Genomic DNA, 20685 nt, shown 5'->3' on the forward strand with positions numbered 1-20685 from the left:
GGGGGCTTTTTTGTGGGCGCTTATTCGGCCTTGGGGGTGCCTTGGCGCTTATTGATGATGTCCACCAGGCGCTGGGCCAGCGCCGGGTAATTCTCGTCGAAGTGATGGCCGCCAGGCAGCTTCATCGCTTCGCCGACGGCGGTCTTGTCGGTACAGCCGCTTTCATCGACTTCTTCGGCTCCGTAGATGCACACCACTTTGGCCGGTGGCAGCTTGGCCATTTCCGGGCCGGTGGCGGCTTCTTTGCCGGCGTTGCCCAACCAGCCTTCCACTTCGATCTCGAAGCTGCCGGTGCGGGCGAAGGCCAGCAGGATAATTGCGTCTACACGCTGCTGCTCGCTTTCCGGCAGGCGGTTGTAGATGGCCGGCAGCACGTCGGCACCGAACGAGTATCCGGTCAGCACGAAGCGCTTGGTGCCCCACTTCTGCCGGTAGTGCTGCATCAGTTCGGTGAGGTCCTTGGCGCTTTGTTCCGGGGTCTTGTGCTGCCAGTAGTAGCGCAGGGTGTCGATGCCGACCACCGGGTAGCCGATCTTGGCCATCTCTCCGGCCACGTCGCGGTCCAGGTCACGCCAGCCGCCGTCACCGGAGAGGAACAGGGTGACGGTGTCCTTGGCTTGGCCGGCAGGCACTTCGACCACCGGGATCGCCAGGCCGCCGTTGTCCGAACCCACCAGTTGCTTGCGCAGTTCGTTGTTCAGCACTTGCGGGTAGTGAACGTCGTAGTCGCTGATGCTGGTGGTGGCGCGCGGTGTGTCGCGTACGAAACTGGCGGCATCATCGTCAGGGTTATCGTTCCAGGCCACCAGCCAACTGCCGTGAGCCGAGGTTTTCGGCAGCGGGTCGCTGCAGCCCGGTTGTGCCAGGGCGAAGCCGACGGAGATGGCGTTGGCCTTGTCGTCGTTCTGGGCAGCCAGCCAGCGCCAGGCCAGGGCTGCGCCAGGGCCGATGCCGCTGACCAGCGTCGCCGGGCCTTTAAGCTGGCCGAGGGCGGTCTGCAGGGCTTGTTCCTGCAGCTTGCAGTCTTCCTTGGGCAGGATCACCTGGACGATCTGCGCCGCGCCGCCCTGGCTCAGGGCGATCAGTTGGCTGTCGGTCAGGGTTTCGTCGGCCAGCACGGCCACGGCCACGCGGGCCTTGGGTGCGGTGCCCGGGGTTACGCGGGTCAGGACGGTGCCGTCGGCCTGTGGCAGTTGTTCCAGAGTCGGTTGCGGTGCAGGGCGGTTCCAGTACCAGTAACCGCCACCGAGGATCAGTGCCAGTACCACCAAAAATGCCAATACATACCGCCAGGAGCGTCGAATCATCAGCGTTTCACCAATCCAGTCAAGCCGCCCGCAATCAGGGCGGCGGTGTCGGCCAGTGCCACCAGCGGATCAAGTCCTGCGGGCACGGCCATATAACGGGGTTCCCAGTCAGGCTGGAACTTGTCTTTGAAGCGGCGCAAGCCTTGGAAGTTATACAGTTGCTCGCCACGGCGGAACACCATCGAGCCCAGGCGTTGGGTCAGCGGGGCGCCACGTCGTGGTTGCAGGCCCGACAACGGCACCATGCCGAGGCTGAAGCGGGCGTAGCCATGGTTCTTATAATGTTGAATCAGGCCGACCATCATGAATTCCATGGTCAACTTCGGCGCGTCCGGGTGCGCACGCATCAGGTCGAGACTGGCCAGGTCGTGGCTGTAGGTCTCAAGCAGGTTCGCAAACGCTACCGGGCGCCCTTCGAAGCGAATGATCGCAATACGAAAGTGCTTGAGGTAGTCGTCGCTGAATCGTCCCAGGGAAAAGCCTTTTTCCCGCACGTTCTTGCCGGTCAGCCACGCGTCGGAGATGACTTTCAGCTCCTCCATCGGAGCCTGGCCGGGTTCGTGGATCTCCAGGGACAGGCCATCGCGGGTCCCGCGGTTCCAGGTGTAGCGCAGGTCCTTCATCTCTTTGCCCTTGGCTTCCAGGTCAAAGCGTTTCAGGTCGACCCGGGCTTCTTCACCCAGCTTGATCGCGGTCAGGCCGATGTCCATGTAGTACGGCAGGTTCTCCGCGCGCACCTGGTAGAACACCGGGCGGGCATGGTGAATATCACACAGGTCACGGAACTGCCAGATCATCTCGGCCCGTTGCAGGGTCGGGCCGATCGGGTCATACAAGGCCACCAGGCTGCGACCGCGACGGGCGTACATCAGGAACGCCTCGTCGTTGGGGTGAAACAGCAGGGCTTTGTCGCCGGTCAGTGCCAGGCCGCCATCGGGTTGCGCCGAGTTCATCAGGATCGTGGTGGCGCGCTCCAGTTCATCCGGTGTCGGCAGGTGGATGATCGGGCGCGCGGTGCGCAGCAGCCAGGTCAGCGAGACCACCACCAGCACCACGGCAGCGCCCAGCAGCGAGCGCAGGCCACGCGGGGCGTTGGCGTCGAGGGTGAACTGCCACCACAGTTGATGGCTGTAAGGCACATCCTGATAGGCAAACAGCAGCAGCCAGATCGACGCGCCGAGCACGCACACGCTGGCTACCAGGTACAGCGGCGAGAACGGCAGTTCGGTCAGGCGGCTGGCGCGATAGAACGAGCGTCGAAAGATCGCCAGCAGCACCGCCGTCATGGTCATCAGGCTGGCTTCTTCCCAGTCGAAACCCTTGAGCAGCGAGAGCAGGGCGCCGGTCAGCAGCAGCACCATGGTCAGCATCCATGCGGCGGACAACCGGCGACGCAGGCCTTGTGCGAGCAACAGGCAGAGCACGCCGATCAGGCTGGCACCAAAGTGCGAAGCGTCAATCAGGCGATGAGGAATCAGGAAGCCGATGTTTTCCAGGCGTGAGTCGATTTCCGGGGTTGCGCCGGAAAACAGCAGGACCACGCCGGACAAAAAAACCAGTACGGCCAGGATCGGTGCCGCGAGGCCGGAGGCCGCCCGCAGGCTTTGTTGCGTCTGGAACAGGCGCTGGGCTTCATTGACCAGCAGGAACACACAGGCGATCAACAGCGGCAGCACCACGTAGATCATCCGGTACAGCAGCAATGCGGCAGCCAGTGGTGCGGCGCCGAGCTTGTCGGCAAAGGCCGCCAGCAGGATCGCTTCGAACACCCCGACACCGCCCGGTACATGGCTGAGCACGCCGGCGGCCAGGGCCAGCAGGTAGACCAGCAGGAACGGGCCAAAGGGCGGCGCTTCCGGCAGCAGCATATACAGAACCGTGGCGGCGGCGGCGACGTCGAGGGCGGTGATGATCAGTTGCAGGAAGGTCAGGCGACGGCCCGGCAGGCGCAGGGTGCGGCGCCCGGCCTTGACCAGCAGGTTGTCGGGGTACGGTTGTTCCGGCAGCCGACGGCGGTAGATGCCGATACACAGCGCTGCTGTCAGCAACAGCACCGCGCCGGCGATACCGCCGAGCAGGCTGGCCGGTAAATGCAGCGCGTTGGATGCGGCGGGCAGGTTGCTCAAGGTGGCCAGTGCAGCCAGTGGCGGCAGGGCACAACCCAGTGCCAGGCTGGCAAACACGGTCATGCGCGCCACTTCGGAGGCGCCGATGCCATACCGTGCATATAAACGGTAGCGAACCGAACCGCCCGAGAGCATCGACAGGCCAATCGCATTGCCAATGGCGAAGGCGGTAAAGCCACCGTAGGCCAGGGTCTTGGCCGGCAGTTTCACGCCTGCATAGCGGGCGCCGGAAAATTCATAGCCCAACAAAATGATAAAGCCGGCGACCGCGGCACCGAATGCGCCCAGCAGTGCAGGTTTCGGCACTTCCAGGATCGAGTCGTGGAGCGCGTACAAGTCCAGCTCAAGCAGCAGGTGGCGACAGGCGATAAGGGCGATTGCGAACAGCAACAAGGTGACGGCCAGCCCGATGGGTTGGCGGTATTTGCTCAACAGATCCAGCCAGCGCAAACGGGTGGGAGTGATCGGTTGTGTCGCTGTGACAGTGTCTTGTGGTTCAGACGAGTTGGCGCGCATCAATCACCTCGTGGATTGTGCGCGACAGGATGGAGGTATCCAGCCAAGTTACCAATCCCTATGGACAAAATAATTACAAATATTAACGCGTATCGCGAAGTGCAGCGACAGCGCCCATTGGTCGTAGAAGGACAGTGCTTGAAGACTTAGCATAGCTTGCAATGAGATGGACTCTACAAACCGTGTACGGTTTCATGAAAGATGCCATGCCATTGTTTCAAAAGGACTTTTTCGTCAGATACAAAAAAGGCCACTCTTTCGAGCAGCCTTTTTTGATGTTTGGTTGCGGGAGCCGGATTTGAACCGACGACCTTCGGGTTATGAGCCCGACGAGCTACCAGACTGCTCCATCCCGCGTCTGTGTGGCGGCATTCTACAGAGCAACGACAGGGTGTCAACCGTTAATCGGCTGATGGGTCAAATAAGTGCGAATAAGCGTCAAATTGTCACGCACCAGCGGTAAGTGCGCGATTGGGAAAGGTTTTTTGTCAGACAATCGAAAAGGGCGCTAAAACAGACGCGCACAAAAAAGGCCACTCTTTCGAGTAGCCTTTTTTGATGTTTGGTTGCGGGAGCCGGATTTGAACCGACGACCTTCGGGTTATGAGCCCGACGAGCTACCAGACTGCTCCATCCCGCGTCTGTGTGTCGGCATTCTACAGAGGAACGCGGGTGTGTCAACCGCTGATTCAAAGAAAAGCGCTTGTGGTTCAATCGGTTAGCTCTCCAAGGCGACCCCTTGATTGGCCGCGGGGCCAGTCTGGCCGAGGCTTTCAGCTCTATTGGGGGGTGGTTTTCGATTGAGAAAATGAATTCATCTACGAATTTTCCTACCGCTTAAGCGGAAGATTCAAACTACTGGTGCTATATACAGGTGTGAGTGAGATACTGCCCACCTGTTCGTTTTCTGCCCAGAACCACTGCCTTATATATGACGCAGCGCAAAATCATCCACGTCGACTGTGATTGCTTCTACGCCGCCATCGAGATGCGCGACGACCCGACCCTGGCGCAAAAGCCCCTGGCGGTGGGCGGCTCGGCAGACCGTCGCGGAGTGATCGCCACCTGTAACTACGAAGCCCGGGCCTACGGGGTGCGCTCGGCCATGTCGTCCCGGCACGCCTTGAAGCTGTGCCCGGACCTGACCATCGTCAAGCCGCGCATGGACGCCTATAAAGAAGCGTCGAAGGAAATCCAGACGATCTTTCGCGACTACACCGACCTGATCGAGCCGTTGTCCCTGGACGAAGCCTACCTGGACGTCTCCGACAGCCCGCATTTCGGCGGCAGCGCCACGCGCATTGCCCAGGACATTCGTCGGCGGGTCTCCAACCAGTTGCACATCACCGTTTCTGCGGGCGTGGCGCCGAACAAGTTCCTCGCCAAGATCGCCAGCGACTGGAAAAAGCCCAACGGATTGTTTGTGATCACCCCGGATCAGGTCGAAGACTTTGTCTCGGCACTCCCGGTGAAAAAGCTCCACGGCGTGGGCAAGGTCACCGCCGACAAACTGGCGCGTCTGGGGATTGAGGATTGTCTGCAGCTGCGGGAGTGGAACAAGCTGGCGCTGGTGCGTGAATTTGGCAGCTTCGGCGAACGCCTGTGGAGCCTGGCCCGTGGGATCGATGACCGTGTGGTGCAGAACGACAGCCGCCGGCAATCCATCAGCGTGGAAAATACCTACGATGTGGACCTGCCGGATCTGCCCAGTTGCCTGGAAAAATTACCTGAACTGATGGAAACCCTGGCCGGGCGCATGGCGCGCATCGACAGCAGCTACCGGGCGGGCAAGCCGTTCGTCAAAGTGAAGTTTCACGACTTTACCCAGACAACCCTGGAGCAGGCCGGGGCAGGGCGGGACCTGGAGAGTTACCGGCAGTTGCTGACCCAGGCATTCAATCGTGGCGGCAAGCCGGTGCGATTGTTGGGGATCGGGGTTCGATTGCTGGATTTGAGCAGCGGCAACGAGCAGCTCCAATTCCCCTGGTAGAAACCGAAAACCAAATGTGGGAGCGGGCTTGCTCGCTCCCACATTTAAAGGCTTCAGCGTGCCTCAGGATCCGCCACCAGACGCCCCGCGTCCTTGGTCAGGGCCTGCAGGAATTCCTGCTGCAATTCCGGATCATTGCGAGTCAACTCGATCAGGCTTTGTTCCAGCTCGCTGGCTTCCTCTTCCAGGCCCAGCTCCGACAGGCGCTTGACCCGGTGCACCCACTCGCTGACCTCGTCGTCTTCCAGGTCGTCGTAGATCAACCCGTGAGCTTCGAGCAATTTGCCCCGCAGGGTGCTGCTGATAGCCAGGGATGAGTCCGAGTGCACGTCGTCCTGGGCATCTTCAACGCTGATCTTCAGGGTGCTGATGCGGTTCAGGTCCTGCTCGGCAAACGGGCTGTCCAACAGGTTCAGGCGCAGTACGCCATTGCGGTCGGTGGTCAGCTCATGGGTTTGCTTGCCAGCCGTCACCTGCACCGGGCGCTCGCTCCAGGGCAGGCTCGAATACTCCACGCGCTTGTCGCGCTGGACTTCATCGATACCCGCCAGGTTCTGTTGCGCACGGCCGTTGGACTGCACGTTCATGAACGGGTTGACCCCGTCCACGCCGTAGCTGAGCCAATCGCGGGTCATGCTGGCAGGCAGGTTGCCCAGGGCAAAGATATTCGCCACGTTGGCGCCGACGCCCGCCACCAGCGCGACCGCGCCAAGGGGCATCTCATAGAGTTTGCGCCAGGGCTGGTAGGGCGTGTAACGGTCGTAACGACGGGTGACTTCGAATTCGGTGACCTCAAAGGTCTTTTGCTCATGAATGCGAACCCGGCGTTGCGGCAGCTCCAGCACTTTGGGCTCGCCTACATCGATCTGCAGGCTGTGATCGAGCAATTTGCGCTCGATGCGTTCCTCGTGCTCGCTGCGTTGCGACATCTGGTTGGCGCAGCCGCTGACCAGCAGGGCGCCACATAACGTGGCGCCCCCCAGGGCTATGGTGTTTCGCTTGAACATGACGACTCTTGATCTGGTTTTCAGCGACGAATACGCGCCTGAAGGAAAGACAGCACGTCAGCCACTGGCAACGGTTGGGCTTCGGCTTCGGTCCGGCTCTTGTATTCCAGATTGCCATCGGCCAGGCCGCGGTCACTGACCACGATCCGGTGCGGGATGCCAATCAGTTCCATGTCGGCGAACTTGATGCCCGGGCTGGTCTTCTTGTCCCGGTCATCCAGCAACACTTCAAAACCGGCAGCCGTCAGTTCGGCATACAGCTTGTCGGTGGCTTCGCGCACTTGCTCGGTTTCGTAGCGCAGCGGTACCAGGGCGACCTGGAACGGCGCCAGGGCGTCACTCCAGATGATCCCTTTCTCGTCGTTGTTCTGCTCGATGGCAGCCGCAACCACGCGGGAAACACCAATGCCGTAGCAACCCATTTCCAGGGTGATCGGCTTGCCGTTCTCGCCCAGCACCTCGCACTTCATCGCCTTGCTGTACTTGTTGCCCAGCTGGAAGATGTGCCCGACTTCGATGCCGCGCTTGATTTCCAGGGTGCCCTTGCCGTCCGGGCTCGGGTCGCCTGCAACCACGTTGCGCAGGTCGGCCACGGTCGGAACCGGCAGGTCACGTTCCCAGTTCACGCCGAAGTAGTGCTTGTCATCGATGTTGGCACCGATGCCGAAGTCGCTCATCAGCGCCACGGAACGGTCGATGATGATAGGCAGCGGCAGGTTCAGCGGGCCCAGGGAACCGGCGCCGGCGCCAATGGCGTCGCGCAGTTCGGAGTCGGTGGCCATCACCAGCGGGCTGGCAACGCCTGGCTGCTGGGCGGCCTTGATTTCGTTGAGCTCGTGGTCGCCACGGATCACCAGGGCGATCAGCTTGCCTTCTTCCTCGGCGCGCACGATCAGGGTCTTGATGGTCTTTTCAATCGGCAGATTGAATTTCTCCACCAGGGCCGCGATGGTCTTGGTCTCAGGCGTATCCACCAGGCGCAGCTCTTCGCTTGGCGCAGGGCGGGAGGTTTCCCGTGGCACGGCTTCGGCTTTCTCGATGTTCGCCGCGTAGTCGGAACCGTTGCTGAACACGATATCGTCTTCGCCGGATTCGGCCAGTACGTGGAACTCGTGGGAGCCGGCGCCGCCGATGGAGCCGTTGTCCGCTTCAACCGGGCGGAACTTCAGGCCCAGGCGGGTGAACACGTTGCAGTAGGCGGTGTGCATGCGGTCGTAGGTGACCTGCAGGGACGCCTGGTCAGCGTGGAACGAATAGGCGTCCTTCATGATGAATTCACGGCCGCGCATCAAACCGAAGCGTGGGCGGATTTCGTCACGGAACTTGGTCTGGATCTGATACAGGTTGAGGGGCAGCTGTTTGTAGCTGCTCAACTCGTTGCGCATCAGGTCGGTGATCACTTCTTCGTGGGTCGGGCCGGCGCAGAAATCGCGGCCATGACGATCCTTGAAGCGCAGCAATTCAGGGCCGTACTCTTCCCAGCGCCCGGATTCCTGCCACAGCTCAGCCGGTTGGGTGCTCGGCATCAACACTTCCAGAGAGCCGGCGGCGTTCATTTCTTCACGAACGATGGCTTCGACCTTGCGCATCACCTTCAAGCCCATGGGCAGCCAGGTGTACAGGCCCGAGGCCAGTTTGCGGATCATGCCGGCGCGCAGCATCAGCTGGTGGCTGATCACGACCGCGTCGGAAGGCGTTTCTTTCTGTGTGGCGAGCAAATATTGACTGGTGCGCATGGTAGGCCGTTGTCGGTTGCTTGGACTTGAAATGACTTTTGATTGTACGGGCGGTCGCTGCCGGAGTACAGGCATGAGGGTGTTTGTGGGAGCCAGGGCCCCCACCGGTCAGCTTTCTTCGGGAGGGTTCAAGCGAACCCGCCGGCTTTCCTGGAACCAGTGCAAGGCAATCAGGATCAGCGTCGGCACACCCAGCAGGCAGGTGATCAGGAAGAAGTTGTGGTAACCGAACTTCTCGACCATTACCCCCGAATACCCGCCGATCAAGCGTGGCAGCAGCAACATGATCGAGCTGAGCAGGGCGTATTGGGTGGCGGAGAACTTCAGGTTGGTCAGGCTCGACAAGTACGCAACAAACGCCGAGGTCGCCATGCCCGAACTGAAGTTATCCAGGGATATGGTGAAAATCAGCATCTGCAGGTCCGGGCCCATGTCGGCGAGCATTACGAACAGCAGGTTGGTACCGGCCGATGCTATACCGCCGATAAACAGGATCGGCAGGATGCCGAAGCGCACGATCAGCAGGCCGCCCATGCCGGCACCCAGCAGGGTCATGATCAGGCCGAACACCTTGCTGACGCCGGCGATCTGGTCCTTGGTAAAACCCTGGTCGATATAGAACACGTTGGCCATGACGCCCATCACCGTGTCCGACATGCGATAGGTGGCAATCAGCCCCAGCAGCAGGAGGGCCTGCCAGCGGTAGCGCAGGATAAAGTCGTTGACCGGCGTGAGCACCGGCGCCAGGCCCCGGCGACCCATGGTCGACAGGCACAGGGTGGTGAGGATGATATAGAGGATGGCCCGCAGGAACGCGCGGTCTTCCAGCAGCAAGTCCAGCAGGCTGACGCCTTGGAACAGCACGCTGGCGAAGTCTGTGTTGTACAGCTGGGTAAACATCGCCGGCACCGACACCAGCAGCACGATCAACACGAATACGGAGACCAGTTGGTGCGCAAAGCTGTAGCGGCCGGCCTGCAACTGGGTGCGCAGTGGCACATTGGGTTCGCGCATGAACAGGGTGGTCAGCAGCGCTGGCACCATCAGCACACCGAACAGCACATACGTGCCGGCCCACGCCGAGTGCTTGTAGTTGAACCCGGTGGAACCGAAGCCTTCAGCGAAAAACAGTGCGCCGGCGGTGGCCAGCAGGGCGGCCACGCGATACCCGGACATATAGCTGGCGGCCAGCGCGGCCTGCTGGCTGTCGCTGGCGATTTCCAGGCGGTAGGCGTCTACGGCGATATCTTGCGTGGCGGAAGCGAAGGCGACGATAACGGCGATGGCGATCAGCCAGGACAGGTGCTTTTGCGGATCGCAGAACCCCATGCCGATCAATCCGAGGATCACCAGCGTCTGGGACAGTACCAGCCAGGAACGACGACGTCCGAGCTTGCCGAGCAGCGGCAGGCGCCATTGGTCGAGCAAGGGCGACCAGACCCACTTGAAGGCATAGGCCAGGCCGATCAGGCTCGCATAACCGATGGTTTCGCGGGCCACACCGGCCTCACGCAACCACACCGAGAGCGTCGAGAACACCAACATGTAAGGCAAGCCGGCAGCAAAGCCGAGCAGCAACAGCACTAACGTCGAGGGGCTGGCATAGGCGGCGAGCGCGGCGCGCCAGGTTTTACGGGGCATGGGCTGGAGTCTGCCTCAGAATTACGCAAATAAAGCGCGCACTCTAACCGCTGTGCTCTACCGGGCGCCAGCCATGACGCTGAATATCAACACGATTGTTCAGGATGCTGACACCTTCGCCGCGCAAACGCGCGCGTTGCTCGTCCCCCGAGGCACTGCCCGCTGGCAGACTTATCCGACCGCCGGCACCCAACACGCGGTGCCAGGGCAGTTTGGTGTCTTCTGGCAACTGGCTCAGGGTGCGGCCCACCCAGCGCGCGGCGCGACCCAAACCGGCCAGGTGCGCCAGCTCCCCGTAGCTGATCACGCAGCCTTCGGGCACTTGGGCGAGGGTCAGGTACAGCACGGTGCGGCGCATTTCGGCCGGGCTTTGCGGGGCGTCGGTCGTTTCGTTCACGGTGGGCATGTCCGATGAAAATATCCGTCTATTCGTAGGAAATGTCTGCAAATGTGCCGCCGGGCACGGAACTCGATACAAATACCCGAGTCAGTCCTTGCTAAGAAGTTATCCGCCCCGATAATGCCCGTTTTTTCGCCAAACTCGAGCCCCAAATCCGCTTATGTTGTCCAGAACCCTGCTGTGCCTCGCTGTTTTCAGCGCCTCCACGCCGCTGCTCGCCGATACCGTCTGGTTGAAGAACGGTGACCGCCTGACCGGCAAGATCAAGGTTTTCGACGGTGGCAAGCTACTGATCCAGACCGACTACGCCGGTGCCATCCCGGTGGACTGGAAGCAGGTCAAGACCCTGGAAAGTGACCAGGAGTTGCTGGTCAAACAGGATGCCTACACCGGTGAGAAGGCCAAGTCCCTGCAGGCGGCCGATGACGGCAAAGTCATCCTGGCCAACGGCGAGGCGCCGAAGACCGTCGAGCTGGCCAGCATCCAGCAGATCATCAAGCCCAAGCCGGTGATTGAAGACCTTGTGTGGAAGGGCAATGTCGACATGGCGCTGGACTACAAGCGTGCGGAAAAAGACACCAACGACTACGACATCGACTTCAAGACCACTGCCCGCCATGGCCAGTGGCGCCATACCGCCCAGGGCGAGTACAACCGCGAATTCCAGGACGACGTGACCACCACCGACAACTGGGCGCTGGAATATGACCTGGACCGCTTCATCACCGAACACTGGTTCTGGCAGGGTCGCTTGACCTACAAGCGTGACAAGGTCGAAGACCTGTCCCGCCAGCGCACCGTGGGTACCGGCCCGGGCTATCAATTCTGGGACGACGAGCTGGGTGCGTTCTCCCTTGGTTCGCTGGTCAACCGCACGGATTACGAATATCAGGACGGCGGCAAGGACAACTTCTACTCGCTGGCCATGAAGTGGAACTACAACCGCTACCTGGTGGGCAAGACCGTCGAATTCTTCACCAATGGCGAGCTTGGCAAGCCGTTGGCCGGGCCGTCCGACTATTCCCTGGATGCGGAAATGGGCCTGCGCTACAAAGTCACCGAGTGGGCCTCCCTCAACCTCAAGGCCGAGCGCGACATTATTAGTGGCGACTCGGAGAGTGCGTTGAGCAAGACCCGCTACACGGCAGGTTTCGGCGTCGCCTGGTAAAGAGGCGCCTGGTAAAGAGCTGCCTGGTTAAAGGCGCAACCCGCCGTCCATTTCCAGGATCCGCCCGGTGTAGTAGTCGTTCTCAAAGATATACGCCGCCGAATGGGCAATCTCCTCGGGCCGCCCCATGCGCTTGAGGGGAATGCCCGAGGTCATCTTCTCCAGGGCCTCGGGCTTCATGCCCAGGGTCATCTCCGTCTCGATAAACCCCGGTGCAATGCCCGCCACGCGGATACCGTAACGCGCCAGCTCCTTGGCCCAGGTCACAGTGGCGGCTGCTACACCGGCCTTCGCGGCGGAGTAGTTGGTCTGGCCGACGTTACCGGCGCGGGAGATCGACGAAATGTTGATGATGGTGCCCTGATTCTTCAGCTCCACCATTTTTGCCGCCACCTCGCGGGTGCACAGGAACACCCCGGTGAGGTTGACGTCGATCACCGCCTGCCACTGGGCCAGGCTCATTTTGGTCATCTCGCCGTCCTTGACCTTGAGCAGCAGGCCGTCACGCAAAATCCCCGCGTTGTTGATCAAGCCGTTGATCGCACCAAAGTCGTCGGCGATCTGCGCCACGGTGTGGGTGACCTGCTCTTCATCCGCCACGTTGCACAGATAGGCCCGGGCTTTCACGCCATGGGCCTGGCAGGCTGCCACGGCCTGGTCGAGTTTTTCCTGATTGAGGTCCACCAGCGCCAGGTGTGCGCCTTTGGCGGCAAAATACTCGGCCATGGAACGGCCCAAACCCTGGCAACCGCCGGTGATAATGATTACTTTGTCGTTGAGATGCATTCGCAAGTCCTGTGGGCAGAATTAAGCGGCTATCCAAGTTTGTTTTTTGACGAAATTTATCAAAGGAGTCATAAGTTGAGCGCGCACGTTGCCAAGAATGCCCGAGAACTACTGCTCAAGGAATACCGTGGGGCACTCTCCACCTTGTCCAAGGCCATGCCCGGTTTCCCGTTTGGCTCAGTGGTGCCGTACTGCCTGGACGCCGAGGGCCGGCCGCTGATCCTGATCAGCCGGATCGCCCAGCACACCCATAACCTGCAGAAAGACCCCAAGTGCTCCCTGTTGGTGGGTGAGCGTGAGGCGGACGATGTGCAAGCCGTAGGGCGCCTGACCTACCTGGCCGAAGCCGAAAAGCTCGAAGACAGTGCTGCGATTGAAGCCGCCGCCGAGCGTTATTACCGCTACTTCCCGGACTCTGCGAACTACCACAAGGCCCATGATTTTGACTTCTGGGTGCTCAAGCCGGTACGCCACCGTTACATCGGCGGGTTTGGCGCGATCCACTGGGTCGACAACTTGACCCTGGCCAACCCGTTCGCCGGCAAGGCCGAGCTGAGCATGATCGAGCACATGAACAGCGACCACACCAAGGCCATCGCTCACTACGTCGAGCTGGCAGGGCTACCGACTTCCGAACCTGCGCAACTGGCCGGTATCGACAGCGAAGGCATGCACCTGCGCATTGGCCAGGCCCTCTATTGGCTGCCCTTTGCAGAGCCTTGCAACACGCCGACACAAGTACGCGAAGCCTTGGTTTTCCTGGCTCACGCCGAGGTCTGGCCGAAAAAAGCAGCCGCTGAAGCTTGAATTCACGAAACGGCGACGTCATCTAAGGTGAAGTAGCAAGGCATTCTTGCGTTGAGGAACCATTTGATGCGCCCTTTTTTGTTGCTCTTTTTGTTGTTTCCGGTGCTGGAGCTGTTCGTATTCGTACAAGTCAGCGGTGCAATCGGGTTTTTCCCGGCGCTGCTGCTGATCATTCTCGGCTCGATGCTCGGCGTCCTGGTGCTGCGCGTCGCCGGCCTGGCCACGGCGCTGCGTGCCCGTGAAAGCCTGAATCGCGGCGAACTGCCGGCCCAGACCATGCTGGAAGGCCTGATGATGGCGTTGGCCGGTGGCCTGCTGATCCTCCCGGGTTTCATCAGCGACGTGGTGGGTCTGGTGATGTTGCTGCCGTTCACTCGCAAGCTGCTGGCGGGCAAGATGCGCCAGCGTGCCGAAGAGGCGGCGATCCGCCAGCGCGCCTTTGCCGACGACCTGCAACCCCGCGGCGGCCCGGCTCCGCGCCAGCCCCTGGGGCGTGAAGGTGACGTGATCGAAGGCGAGTTCGAACACCGCGACCCCAAGTAATCCCCTCACTGGCACGGCACCTTCGGGTGCCGTGTGGCTTTTAAAGACGCCCCCGACACAAAAATTTTCATCTCTGCACCCTTGTAATAAGCTTATGCGCCCTTATGTAACGGTCACCGCAAGGTTTCTGGTGGCGACACCAGACAGACTTCCGCGTTTCGCACCGCGAACCGCGACCGGCACCGCCGGAATTTAACTAGCCGGAATTGACACCGGCCGATGAAAAACACAATTAGGAGAGATCGACAATGAGCAAGCTTCGTCCTCTGCATGACCGCGTCGTCATCCGTCGCAGTGAAGAAGAAAAGAAAACCGCTGGCGGTATCGTTCTGCCAGGTTCGGCTGCTGAAAAAGCCAACCACGGTGTGATTCTCGCTGCTGGCCCAGGCAAAACCCTGGAAAACGGTGAAGTACGTGCGCTGGCTGTGAAAGTGGGTGACAAGGTTGTTTTCGGCCCTTACTCCGGCAGCAACACTGTGAAAATCGACGGCGAAGACCTGCTGGTAATGGCTGAGAACGAGATTCTCGCTGTTCTGGAAGGCTGATTTCCCCGCTCATCTTCCCGTTACTACAAAGTATTTAAGGAATATCGATCATGGCTGCTAAAGAAGTTAAATTCGGCGATTCCGCCCGTAAGAAAATGCTCGCCGGTGTCAACGTCCTGGCTGACGCAGTAAAAGCGACCCTGGGCCCTAAAGGCCGCAACGTGATCATCGAGAAGAGCTTCGGCGCTCCGACCATCACCAAGGACGGCGTTTCCGTCGCCAAAGAAATCGAGCTGAAAGATCGCTTCGAAAACATGGGCGCGCAGCTGGTCAAAGACGTTGCCTCCCGTGCCAACGATGACGCAGGCGACGGCACCACCACCGCCACCGTTCTGGCTCAGTCGATCGTCAACGAAGGCCTGAAAGCCGTCGCTGCCGGCATGAACCCGATGGACCTGAAACGCGGCATCGACAAGGCGACCATCGCCATTGTCAAAGAGCTGAAGTCCCTGTCCAAGCCATGCGCTGACACCAAGGCAATCGCTCAGGTCGGCACCATCTCGGCCAACTCCGACAGCTCCATCGGCGACATCATTGCCGAAGCCATGGAAAAAGTCGGTAAAGAAGGCGTGATCACCGTTGAAGAAGGCTCGGGCCTGGAAAACGAACTGTCGGTTGTTGAAGGCATGCAGTTCGACCGTGGCTACCTGTCCCCGTACTTCGTCAACAAGCCAGACACCATGACCGCCGAGCTCGACGGCCCGCTGATCCTGCTGGTTGACAAAAAGATCTCCAACATCCGTGAACTGCTGCCAGTTCTGGAAGCTGTTGCCAAAGCCGGCCGCCCACTGCTGATCGTTTCCGAAGACGTTGAAGGCGAAGCCCTGGCGACCCTGGTTGTGAACAACATGCGCGGTATCGTGAAAGTGGTTGCTGTTAAAGCACCTGGTTTCGGCGATCGTCGCAAAGCCATGCTGCAGGACATCGCTGTTCTGACTGGCGGTACCGTTATCTCCGAAGAGATCGGCCTGAGCCTGGAAAGCGCTACCCTGGAACACCTGGGTAATGCCAAGCGCGTCACCGTGACCAAGGAAAACACCACCGTGATCGACGGTGCTGGTGTTGAAGCTGACATCCAGGCACGTGTTACCCAGATCCGCGCTCAAGTGGCTGATACCACTTCCGACTACGACCGTGAAAAACTGCAAGAGCGTCTGGCCAAGCTGTCCGGCGGCGTTGCAGTGATCAAGGTTGGCGCAGGTTCCGAAGTTGAAATGAAAGAGAAGAAAGCCCGCGTTGAAGACGCCCTGCACGCTACCCGTGCAGCCGTTGAAGAAGGCGTGGTACCTGGCGGCGGCGTGGCACTGGTTCGCGCTCTGCAGGCTATCTCCGAGCTGAAAGGCGACAACGCTGACCAGGACGTCGGTATCGCTCTGCTGCGTCGTGCGGTTGAAGCACCTCTGCGCCAGATCGTTGCCAACTCCGGCGACGAGCCAAGCGTAGTCGTCGACAAGGTCAAGCAGGGTTCGGGTAACTTCGGTTACAACGCTGCTACCGGCGAATACGGCGACATGATCGAAATGGGCATCCTGGACCCGGCTAAAGTGACTCGTTCGGCTCTGCAAGCGGCTTCGTCGATTGCCAGCCTGATGATCACCACTGAAGCAATGATCGCCGAGATCAAAGAAGATGCTCCAGCTGGCGGCGGTATGCCAGACATGGGCGGTATGGGTGGCATGGGCGGCATGATGTAAGCCAGCCTTACCCCGATACTGAAAAACCCCGCCTGCAGCGATGCAGGCGGGGTTTTTTTATGCGCGCAGGTCAACTGACGCCGCGACGCCCGAGGAGTTTCTTGAACATGAAGCCACGGGCCAGCATCAGGTGCGAGGCGGGCGGCAAAGATGCCACGGGTCCCGGTGCCGCAGTGCCGGATGACGGAGGGACAGGCACGTTTGCGGTTTTTTTGAGGGGCGCCGGTTGGGGCCGCTCCCAATGGCCGGACATGACGACCATGCCCAGCAGTTTGAGGGTGTTGCCGTAGTAGTCATGGTCCCGGATGGACTGGTGTTGCAGGTTGTCCCAGATGTTATTGAGCCACAGCTGATTGTCGGGGCTGATCATTGCGCTGACCCCGAGTGCCGCCACAAAGGCCGGCTCATTCTGCGCTTCATCAATGGTACTGCCGTCGATCCGGTAACCACTGTTGAAGTTACCCGGCTCATCGTGAGTGGTGGCGCGTGCCCAGCGGTTGAAAGTGGTCAAGGTGTACAGAGCGCGAGGGTCACCGTACATCAGGTAATCCAGGCCGATGCGCCACGGGTAACGGGCGGCATTCCACGCGTAGGCGCCGTCGTATTTGCCTTCCACCAGCTCGGGCCGCGCCGGGGTGAGCGAGGTGTCCAGGTGGCTGATAAAGTCCGGCACCAAAGCACTTTTGGCACTGTAGCGCTGGGTAAAGGTGCTGATGATCGAATAGGTCTTGTCGCGAACCGCCTGCCAGCGTTTATCCCCGGTCATGGCGAAAAAGCTGTAGAGGTGCGACTGCATGAAGTCCGAGCTGCGAGTCGTGTACTCCAGCTCTGCATCGCCGTCGGTACCGGCCCAGTCGCCGAGCATCAAATGGTGGGTCCTGGGATGCACCTCGTGTTTCATGATCGCCGCCATGACCGTGTTGGCCTCGCTGCGATAGTCAATCGTGCCCTGGCTGCCCCATTTCTGGTCGGCCAGCAGCAGGGCGTAGGCGATGTCCAGGTCGCCGTCGGTGGCGCTGACGTCGCCGCGAAAGGCGTCGGTGGAGTCGCCGCATCCCTCGACCTGGTTCCAGGCCATCAAGCCGGGATCGGACGCGGCCGGGTGATCCTGGAAGTAGCGCACCATGGCGTCGAAGGTCTTTTGCGCGTCGTCATCGTAGTCCGCCATCATCACCGTGAGCAGCATGCCGTAACCATGGGCCTCGGACACCGTGATCGTGCCGGGCGCAGTGCCACCGCCCACCGGTTTGTGGTCGGCGTTGACCTTGACGAAAACCCGGCCGCTGCCGCATTCGCTCGACAGATACACCGCCTTCCAGTCCTTGTAGAACGTGACCAGTTGCTGATCCATGAGCGCCTGGGACTGGCGATTGGGCAGGATGGTGCCGGGGTAATAGGGCGCGTGGACACTCTGGGCCGCGAGGCTGCCTGACCATGAACCGGCGGCCATGCACAGTGATAACACCAGCGTAGGCAGATGCCGTTTAAGGTGACGCATGAAATGACTCTCCAACCTGATCCAAAGGGCATGGACTCAGGATGGCGCGTGCGATCCTGAATCAGGTCGCGAGGTTAGCGGCAGCGGGGAGGTTCCACTGTCACAGGCTGTAACAGCCTAACCCGGGCGCAGCGCCAGGGTCAGGGTCAGGCGTGCACCGCCCAACGGGCTGCGGGTGATCGACAGCTCCCCACGGTGCCAATGGCTGGCGCGTTTGGCCAGCGCCAGGCCCAGGCCAAACCCGCCGGGTTCGTCGCCGCCCATGGCCAGGCGCACGAAGGGCTCGAAGATCTTTTCGCGGTTTTCCGGCAGCACGCCGGGGCCGTCATCGTCCACATGCAGCACCAGCTGCTGGCCTTGGGATGAAGCGCTGACATTCACCCGTTCGCGGGCGTAGGTGATGGCGTTGCTCAGCAGGTTACGCACGATCAAATGCAGCAGGGCGCGATCACCGATCAGCTCCAGGTCGGCCGGGTCGGTGTCCAGGGTCAGCAAGCGATGGTGCCCGTCCAGCAGGGCGAACTCCTGTTGTAGCCAGTCATGGATATTGATCGGCTCATGCTGCAGGTCGCTGGGCGCGTCGGCCAGCCGGGCAAAGGCGAGGCTGGCGCGAACCAGCGACTCCAACTCTTCGATGTCGGTTTGTAGGCGCTCCTGCAGGCGGGTGCGGGTGTCGGGGTCGGCACTTTTGCTCAGCAGCGCCAGGGCAAACCGCATCCGCGCCAGGGGCGTGCGCAGTTCGTGGGACACCGCCTGCGAGACCTCCCGGTGGCGCTCACCCATCGACGTGATGTCCTGGGCATGCTGGCGCAAGGTCTGCTGCAACGGTGCCCATTCCTGGCTCATGGCCGGCAGCAGCGTGTTCGGCGTGCGGGCGAGGGTAGCAATGCTGGCGTTGAGGGTGTTGAGGTCGTGGGTGTACTTGCGCCGGGCACGCAACGCGATCCAGAGAAACAGCACCACCGGCAGGCCGGCGACACAGGCGGTCACCCAATACACCGGATATTGCAGCAGGTCCTTCACTTCGGCGGTTCCCCACATGGGGCCGAATTGAATCACCGTATCGTCGTCCAGCGGGAAGTAGGTGACGTCCTCATCACTGTTCTGCGCGGGCTGATGGTGGTCGAGCATGACCAGGGCTTCCGGCGGCAGCTCAATATCATCCTTTTTCACCAGGCTGACCGGGTACTGAAAGCGGGCTTGCAGCGCCTCGATATGCGCCTCCCGCTGTTCGGCGGGCAAGGCCTTGAGTTGCTCGGCCACCAGATAACCCGGGCCGGCCATCAAGCGCAGAAAACTGTAGTCGCCGACAAACACCGCTGCGTTCGTGCACAGCCACAACAGGTAGAAGGTGAGGGCCGCCCAACTGGTGCCGGCGGCGATGGCCATCCACGGGCGCACTTTAGACAGCATGCTGGCTCCCCGTCGGGATTTCGACGAACAAGTAACCCTGCGCGGTGATGGTCTGGATGGTCACGGGGCACTCAAGGCTCATCAGTTTTTTGCGCAAGCGCGACACCCGCATGTCAATTGAACGATTCAGGCCGTCGTACTCCAGGCCACGCAGGCGCTGGAGCAGTTTTTCCCGGGTGAGCAATACGCCGCAATGGCGGGCGAAGATGGCAAGCAACTCGAATTCGGCCACCGAAAACTGCAAGGGCGCCTCGCCAAGCCAGGCGAAGTGGTTGTTCAGGTCCAGCCGAAACGTGCCCCACTGATAGTAGCTGCGGGGGGCCTGGGGATGGCGGCGCAGCAGCGAGCGGATTCTCGCCAACAACAACAGCGGGTCGATCGGCTTGACCACGTAGTCGTCGGCCCCGGCGGCAAACCCCACCAATTGTTCGGCGTTCTCGTCCAGGGCGGTCATCATCAGGATCAGCCCGGGATAATGGTCGCGAATCTGTCGGCACAGGGTAAAGCCGTCGATGCCCGGCAGCATCACGTCGAGGATCAACAAGGCCGGCTGCTCATCACGGATGCGTTGGGCTGCGCGGTCGCCACGGTGTTCTACCGCCACGGTAAACCCCTCGGCGCGCAGGAACTCGGCGGTGAGCGCCGCCAGGGGCAGGTCGTCTTCGATCAGCAGCAGGGTATCGGACATGGCTCAGCGGGATCATTGCCAAAAAAGTGCGCAGAGTGTTGCGCCCTTGCCCCCGGCGAGGCAAGGGGTGTTCATCAAGCGGATGCGGCGGGGCGGTACAGCAAAAAGTAATACGCGCCCAAGCAAATCAGCCAGCTGAAAATCGCCGTCCACACGTTATGGGAAAGAAAGTGCGCGCCTTGCATGGTGCGGCTCACCGAAAGCACTGTGCCCAGCCCCAGCGCAAATATAAAAGCCCAGCGCGCCATTCGTGGCCGGCGATCCCTCAGGGCAAAAAACAATGCAAACAAGGCAAACCCGGTCGCCGCATGCCCACCCGGCCAGCAACGGCCCGGCTTGTCGGTAGGCGGCCTGGGGCTGAGCAGTTCGCTGTAAGTCTCCTGGCCGCCAAACTCCTTGACGCTCCACGGGCATTGCACCGCGGTTACCGTCTTCAAGGGTGAGACAAACGAGGTAGCCAGGCCCAGGGACAGCACCAGGCAGCCCAGCTCCCGACGATAGGGCTTAAGCCGTTCAACAATAAAGGCTCCGGCAAACCCGGCGATCGCCAGTACGGAAAACACGATCACCATCTGCTTGGCGCGATCGTGAAGAATGTCCTCCAGAAAAAAACTGTGCCGGCCCACAAAGCCGCCTTCGGCAGCGTTGTAGAACAGTTTGGCCACGTCCATGTCCAGCGATGTCAGCTCCAGCAACAGCATGACCACCGCCAAAACGGCCGGCACGCCGAGACCGAGCCAAAAGTTGAGGGGTTTGGAAACCGGGCGAACAGCGATTGCGTGCATGGTGAACTCAGATTCTAAAAAAAGCCCCGGGCAGA

The 20685-nt window shown here is 60.8% G+C and carries 17 protein-coding genes and 2 tRNA genes; 6 read left to right on the top strand and 13 right to left on the bottom strand.

The genetic code is table 11. The features are described from left to right. Positions 1–20: 20 nt before the first annotated feature. The 4 genes from P3C29_RS24765 to P3C29_RS24780 all read right to left on the bottom strand — a co-directional run bounded on the left by P3C29_RS24765 (position 21) and on the right by P3C29_RS24780 (position 4589). Positions 21–1307, bottom strand: coding sequence for an AcvB/VirJ family lysyl-phosphatidylglycerol hydrolase (locus P3C29_RS24765; RefSeq protein WP_275965702.1), 1287 nt, complete (start codon positions 1305–1307; stop codon positions 21–23). Then, entirely contained in the window at positions 1307–3949 is a 2643-nt protein-coding gene (gene mprF / locus P3C29_RS24770) for a bifunctional lysylphosphatidylglycerol flippase/synthetase MprF (RefSeq protein WP_275965703.1), read from the bottom strand. Before mprF ends, P3C29_RS24765 begins: the two co-directional genes overlap by 1 nt. A gap of 280 nt (positions 3950–4229) precedes the next feature. After that, positions 4230–4306: transfer RNA gene (locus tag P3C29_RS24775), tRNA-Met, on the bottom strand. A 206-nt stretch (positions 4307–4512) separates the two neighbouring features. Next, a tRNA-Met gene (locus tag P3C29_RS24780) sits at positions 4513–4589 on the bottom strand. Positions 4590–4880: 291 nt separating this feature from the next. On the opposite strand from P3C29_RS24780, the gene dinB reads away from it, so the two are divergent. Then, entirely contained in the window at positions 4881–5939 is a 1059-nt protein-coding gene (gene dinB, locus P3C29_RS24785) for a DNA polymerase IV (RefSeq protein ID WP_010170027.1), read from the top strand. 53 nt (positions 5940–5992) lie between these two features. Here dinB and P3C29_RS24790 read toward each other — a convergent pair whose 3' ends face one another. The 4 genes from P3C29_RS24790 to P3C29_RS24805 form a co-directional block, all read right to left on the bottom strand. Next, positions 5993–6946 carry a hypothetical protein gene (locus P3C29_RS24790; protein WP_010170025.1) on the bottom strand — a complete coding sequence of 318 codons (954 nt, stop codon included), beginning with the start codon at positions 6944–6946 and terminating at the stop codon, positions 5993–5995. A gap of 20 nt (positions 6947–6966) precedes the next feature. Further along, positions 6967–8682 (bottom strand): proline--tRNA ligase, encoded by a 1716-nt coding sequence (locus P3C29_RS24795; protein ID WP_201125214.1) that lies wholly within the window; start codon positions 8680–8682, stop codon positions 6967–6969. Positions 8683–8790: 108 nt separating this feature from the next. Then, positions 8791–10323: an AmpG family muropeptide MFS transporter gene (locus tag P3C29_RS24800; RefSeq protein WP_275965704.1), complete on the bottom strand. Its 1533-nt coding sequence runs from the start codon at positions 10321–10323 to the stop codon at positions 8791–8793. Positions 10324–10366: 43 nt separating this feature from the next. After that, positions 10367–10729: an MGMT family protein gene (locus P3C29_RS24805; RefSeq protein ID WP_275965705.1), complete on the bottom strand. Its 363-nt coding sequence runs from the start codon at positions 10727–10729 to the stop codon at positions 10367–10369. A gap of 154 nt (positions 10730–10883) precedes the next feature. Here P3C29_RS24805 and P3C29_RS24810 point away from each other — a divergent pair, with 154 nt between their 5' ends. Continuing rightward, on the top strand, positions 10884–11891 hold the full coding sequence (locus P3C29_RS24810; protein WP_201125211.1) for a DUF481 domain-containing protein: 1008 nt from the start codon (positions 10884–10886) through the stop codon (positions 11889–11891). 27 nt (positions 11892–11918) lie between these two features. On the opposite strand, the gene P3C29_RS24815 is transcribed toward P3C29_RS24810, so the two are convergent. Then, positions 11919–12677, bottom strand: a complete 759-nt coding sequence (locus P3C29_RS24815) for an SDR family oxidoreductase (RefSeq protein ID WP_010170018.1) — start codon at positions 12675–12677, stop codon at positions 11919–11921. Between the two features lie 75 nt (positions 12678–12752). On the opposite strand from P3C29_RS24815, the gene P3C29_RS24820 reads away from it, so the two are divergent. The 4 genes from P3C29_RS24820 to groL all read left to right on the top strand — a co-directional run bounded on the left by P3C29_RS24820 (position 12753) and on the right by groL (position 16266). Next, positions 12753–13484 carry a HugZ family protein gene (locus P3C29_RS24820; protein WP_010170017.1) on the top strand — a complete coding sequence of 244 codons (732 nt, stop codon included), beginning with the start codon at positions 12753–12755 and terminating at the stop codon, positions 13482–13484. 66 nt (positions 13485–13550) lie between these two features. Then, on the top strand, positions 13551–14027 hold the full coding sequence (locus tag P3C29_RS24825) for an FxsA family protein (RefSeq protein WP_008433587.1): 477 nt from the start codon (positions 13551–13553) through the stop codon (positions 14025–14027). Between the two features lie 248 nt (positions 14028–14275). Further along, the gene (locus P3C29_RS24830; protein WP_003208599.1) at positions 14276–14572 is read left to right on the top strand and encodes a co-chaperone GroES; all 297 of its coding nucleotides are present in this window, start codon (positions 14276–14278) and stop codon (positions 14570–14572) included. 50 nt (positions 14573–14622) lie between these two features. After that, the gene (groL, locus tag P3C29_RS24835) at positions 14623–16266 is read left to right on the top strand and encodes a chaperonin GroEL (protein ID WP_003208597.1); all 1644 of its coding nucleotides are present in this window, start codon (positions 14623–14625) and stop codon (positions 16264–16266) included. A gap of 70 nt (positions 16267–16336) precedes the next feature. Here the strand turns inward: groL and P3C29_RS24840 are convergent, their stop codons facing one another. The 4 genes from P3C29_RS24840 to P3C29_RS24855 all read right to left on the bottom strand — a co-directional run bounded on the left by P3C29_RS24840 (position 16337) and on the right by P3C29_RS24855 (position 20650). Next, the gene (locus P3C29_RS24840) at positions 16337–17764 is read right to left on the bottom strand and encodes a glycosyl hydrolase family 8 (protein WP_275965706.1); all 1428 of its coding nucleotides are present in this window, start codon (positions 17762–17764) and stop codon (positions 16337–16339) included. A gap of 117 nt (positions 17765–17881) precedes the next feature. Beyond that, a complete protein-coding gene (locus P3C29_RS24845) occupies positions 17882–19177 on the bottom strand; it encodes an ATP-binding protein (protein WP_275965707.1) in 1296 nt (431 codons plus the stop codon). Next, on the bottom strand, positions 19167–19865 hold the full coding sequence (locus P3C29_RS24850) for a response regulator transcription factor (protein ID WP_010170013.1): 699 nt from the start codon (positions 19863–19865) through the stop codon (positions 19167–19169). Before P3C29_RS24850 ends, P3C29_RS24845 begins: the two co-directional genes overlap by 11 nt. Positions 19866–19939: 74 nt before the next feature. Further along, positions 19940–20650 carry a phosphatase PAP2 family protein gene (locus P3C29_RS24855; protein WP_275965708.1) on the bottom strand — a complete coding sequence of 237 codons (711 nt, stop codon included), beginning with the start codon at positions 20648–20650 and terminating at the stop codon, positions 19940–19942. Positions 20651–20685: the final 35 nt, after the last annotated feature.

This window comes from Pseudomonas sp. 1912-s, from assembly GCF_029269205.1.
Lineage (GTDB): Bacteria > Pseudomonadota > Gammaproteobacteria > Pseudomonadales > Pseudomonadaceae > Aquipseudomonas.

Excerpts from the sequence above, each read along its gene's own strand:
- P3C29_RS24765 (WP_275965702.1), bottom strand. The coding sequence starts at position 1,307 with ATGATTCGACGCTCCTGGCGGTATGTATTGGCATTTTTGGTGGTACTG.
- mprF (WP_275965703.1), bottom strand. The coding sequence starts at position 3,949 with ATGCGCGCCAACTCGTCTGAACCACAAGACACTGTCACAGCGACACAA.
- dinB (WP_010170027.1), top strand. The coding sequence starts at position 4,881 with ATGACGCAGCGCAAAATCATCCACGTCGACTGTGATTGCTTCTACGCC.
- P3C29_RS24790 (WP_010170025.1), bottom strand. The coding sequence starts at position 6,946 with ATGTTCAAGCGAAACACCATAGCCCTGGGGGGCGCCACGTTATGTGGC.
- P3C29_RS24795 (WP_201125214.1), bottom strand. The coding sequence starts at position 8,682 with ATGCGCACCAGTCAATATTTGCTCGCCACACAGAAAGAAACGCCTTCC.
- P3C29_RS24800 (WP_275965704.1), bottom strand. The coding sequence starts at position 10,323 with ATGCCCCGTAAAACCTGGCGCGCCGCGCTCGCCGCCTATGCCAGCCCC.
- P3C29_RS24805 (WP_275965705.1), bottom strand. The coding sequence starts at position 10,729 with ATGCCCACCGTGAACGAAACGACCGACGCCCCGCAAAGCCCGGCCGAA.
- P3C29_RS24810 (WP_201125211.1), top strand. The coding sequence starts at position 10,884 with ATGTTGTCCAGAACCCTGCTGTGCCTCGCTGTTTTCAGCGCCTCCACG.
- P3C29_RS24815 (WP_010170018.1), bottom strand. The coding sequence starts at position 12,677 with ATGCATCTCAACGACAAAGTAATCATTATCACCGGCGGTTGCCAGGGT.
- P3C29_RS24825 (WP_008433587.1), top strand. The coding sequence starts at position 13,551 with ATGCGCCCTTTTTTGTTGCTCTTTTTGTTGTTTCCGGTGCTGGAGCTG.
- P3C29_RS24830 (WP_003208599.1), top strand. The coding sequence starts at position 14,276 with ATGAGCAAGCTTCGTCCTCTGCATGACCGCGTCGTCATCCGTCGCAGT.
- groL (WP_003208597.1), top strand. The coding sequence starts at position 14,623 with ATGGCTGCTAAAGAAGTTAAATTCGGCGATTCCGCCCGTAAGAAAATG.
- P3C29_RS24840 (WP_275965706.1), bottom strand. The coding sequence starts at position 17,764 with ATGCGTCACCTTAAACGGCATCTGCCTACGCTGGTGTTATCACTGTGC.
- P3C29_RS24845 (WP_275965707.1), bottom strand. The coding sequence starts at position 19,177 with ATGCTGTCTAAAGTGCGCCCGTGGATGGCCATCGCCGCCGGCACCAGT.
- P3C29_RS24850 (WP_010170013.1), bottom strand. The coding sequence starts at position 19,865 with ATGTCCGATACCCTGCTGCTGATCGAAGACGACCTGCCCCTGGCGGCG.
- P3C29_RS24855 (WP_275965708.1), bottom strand. The coding sequence starts at position 20,650 with ATGCACGCAATCGCTGTTCGCCCGGTTTCCAAACCCCTCAACTTTTGG.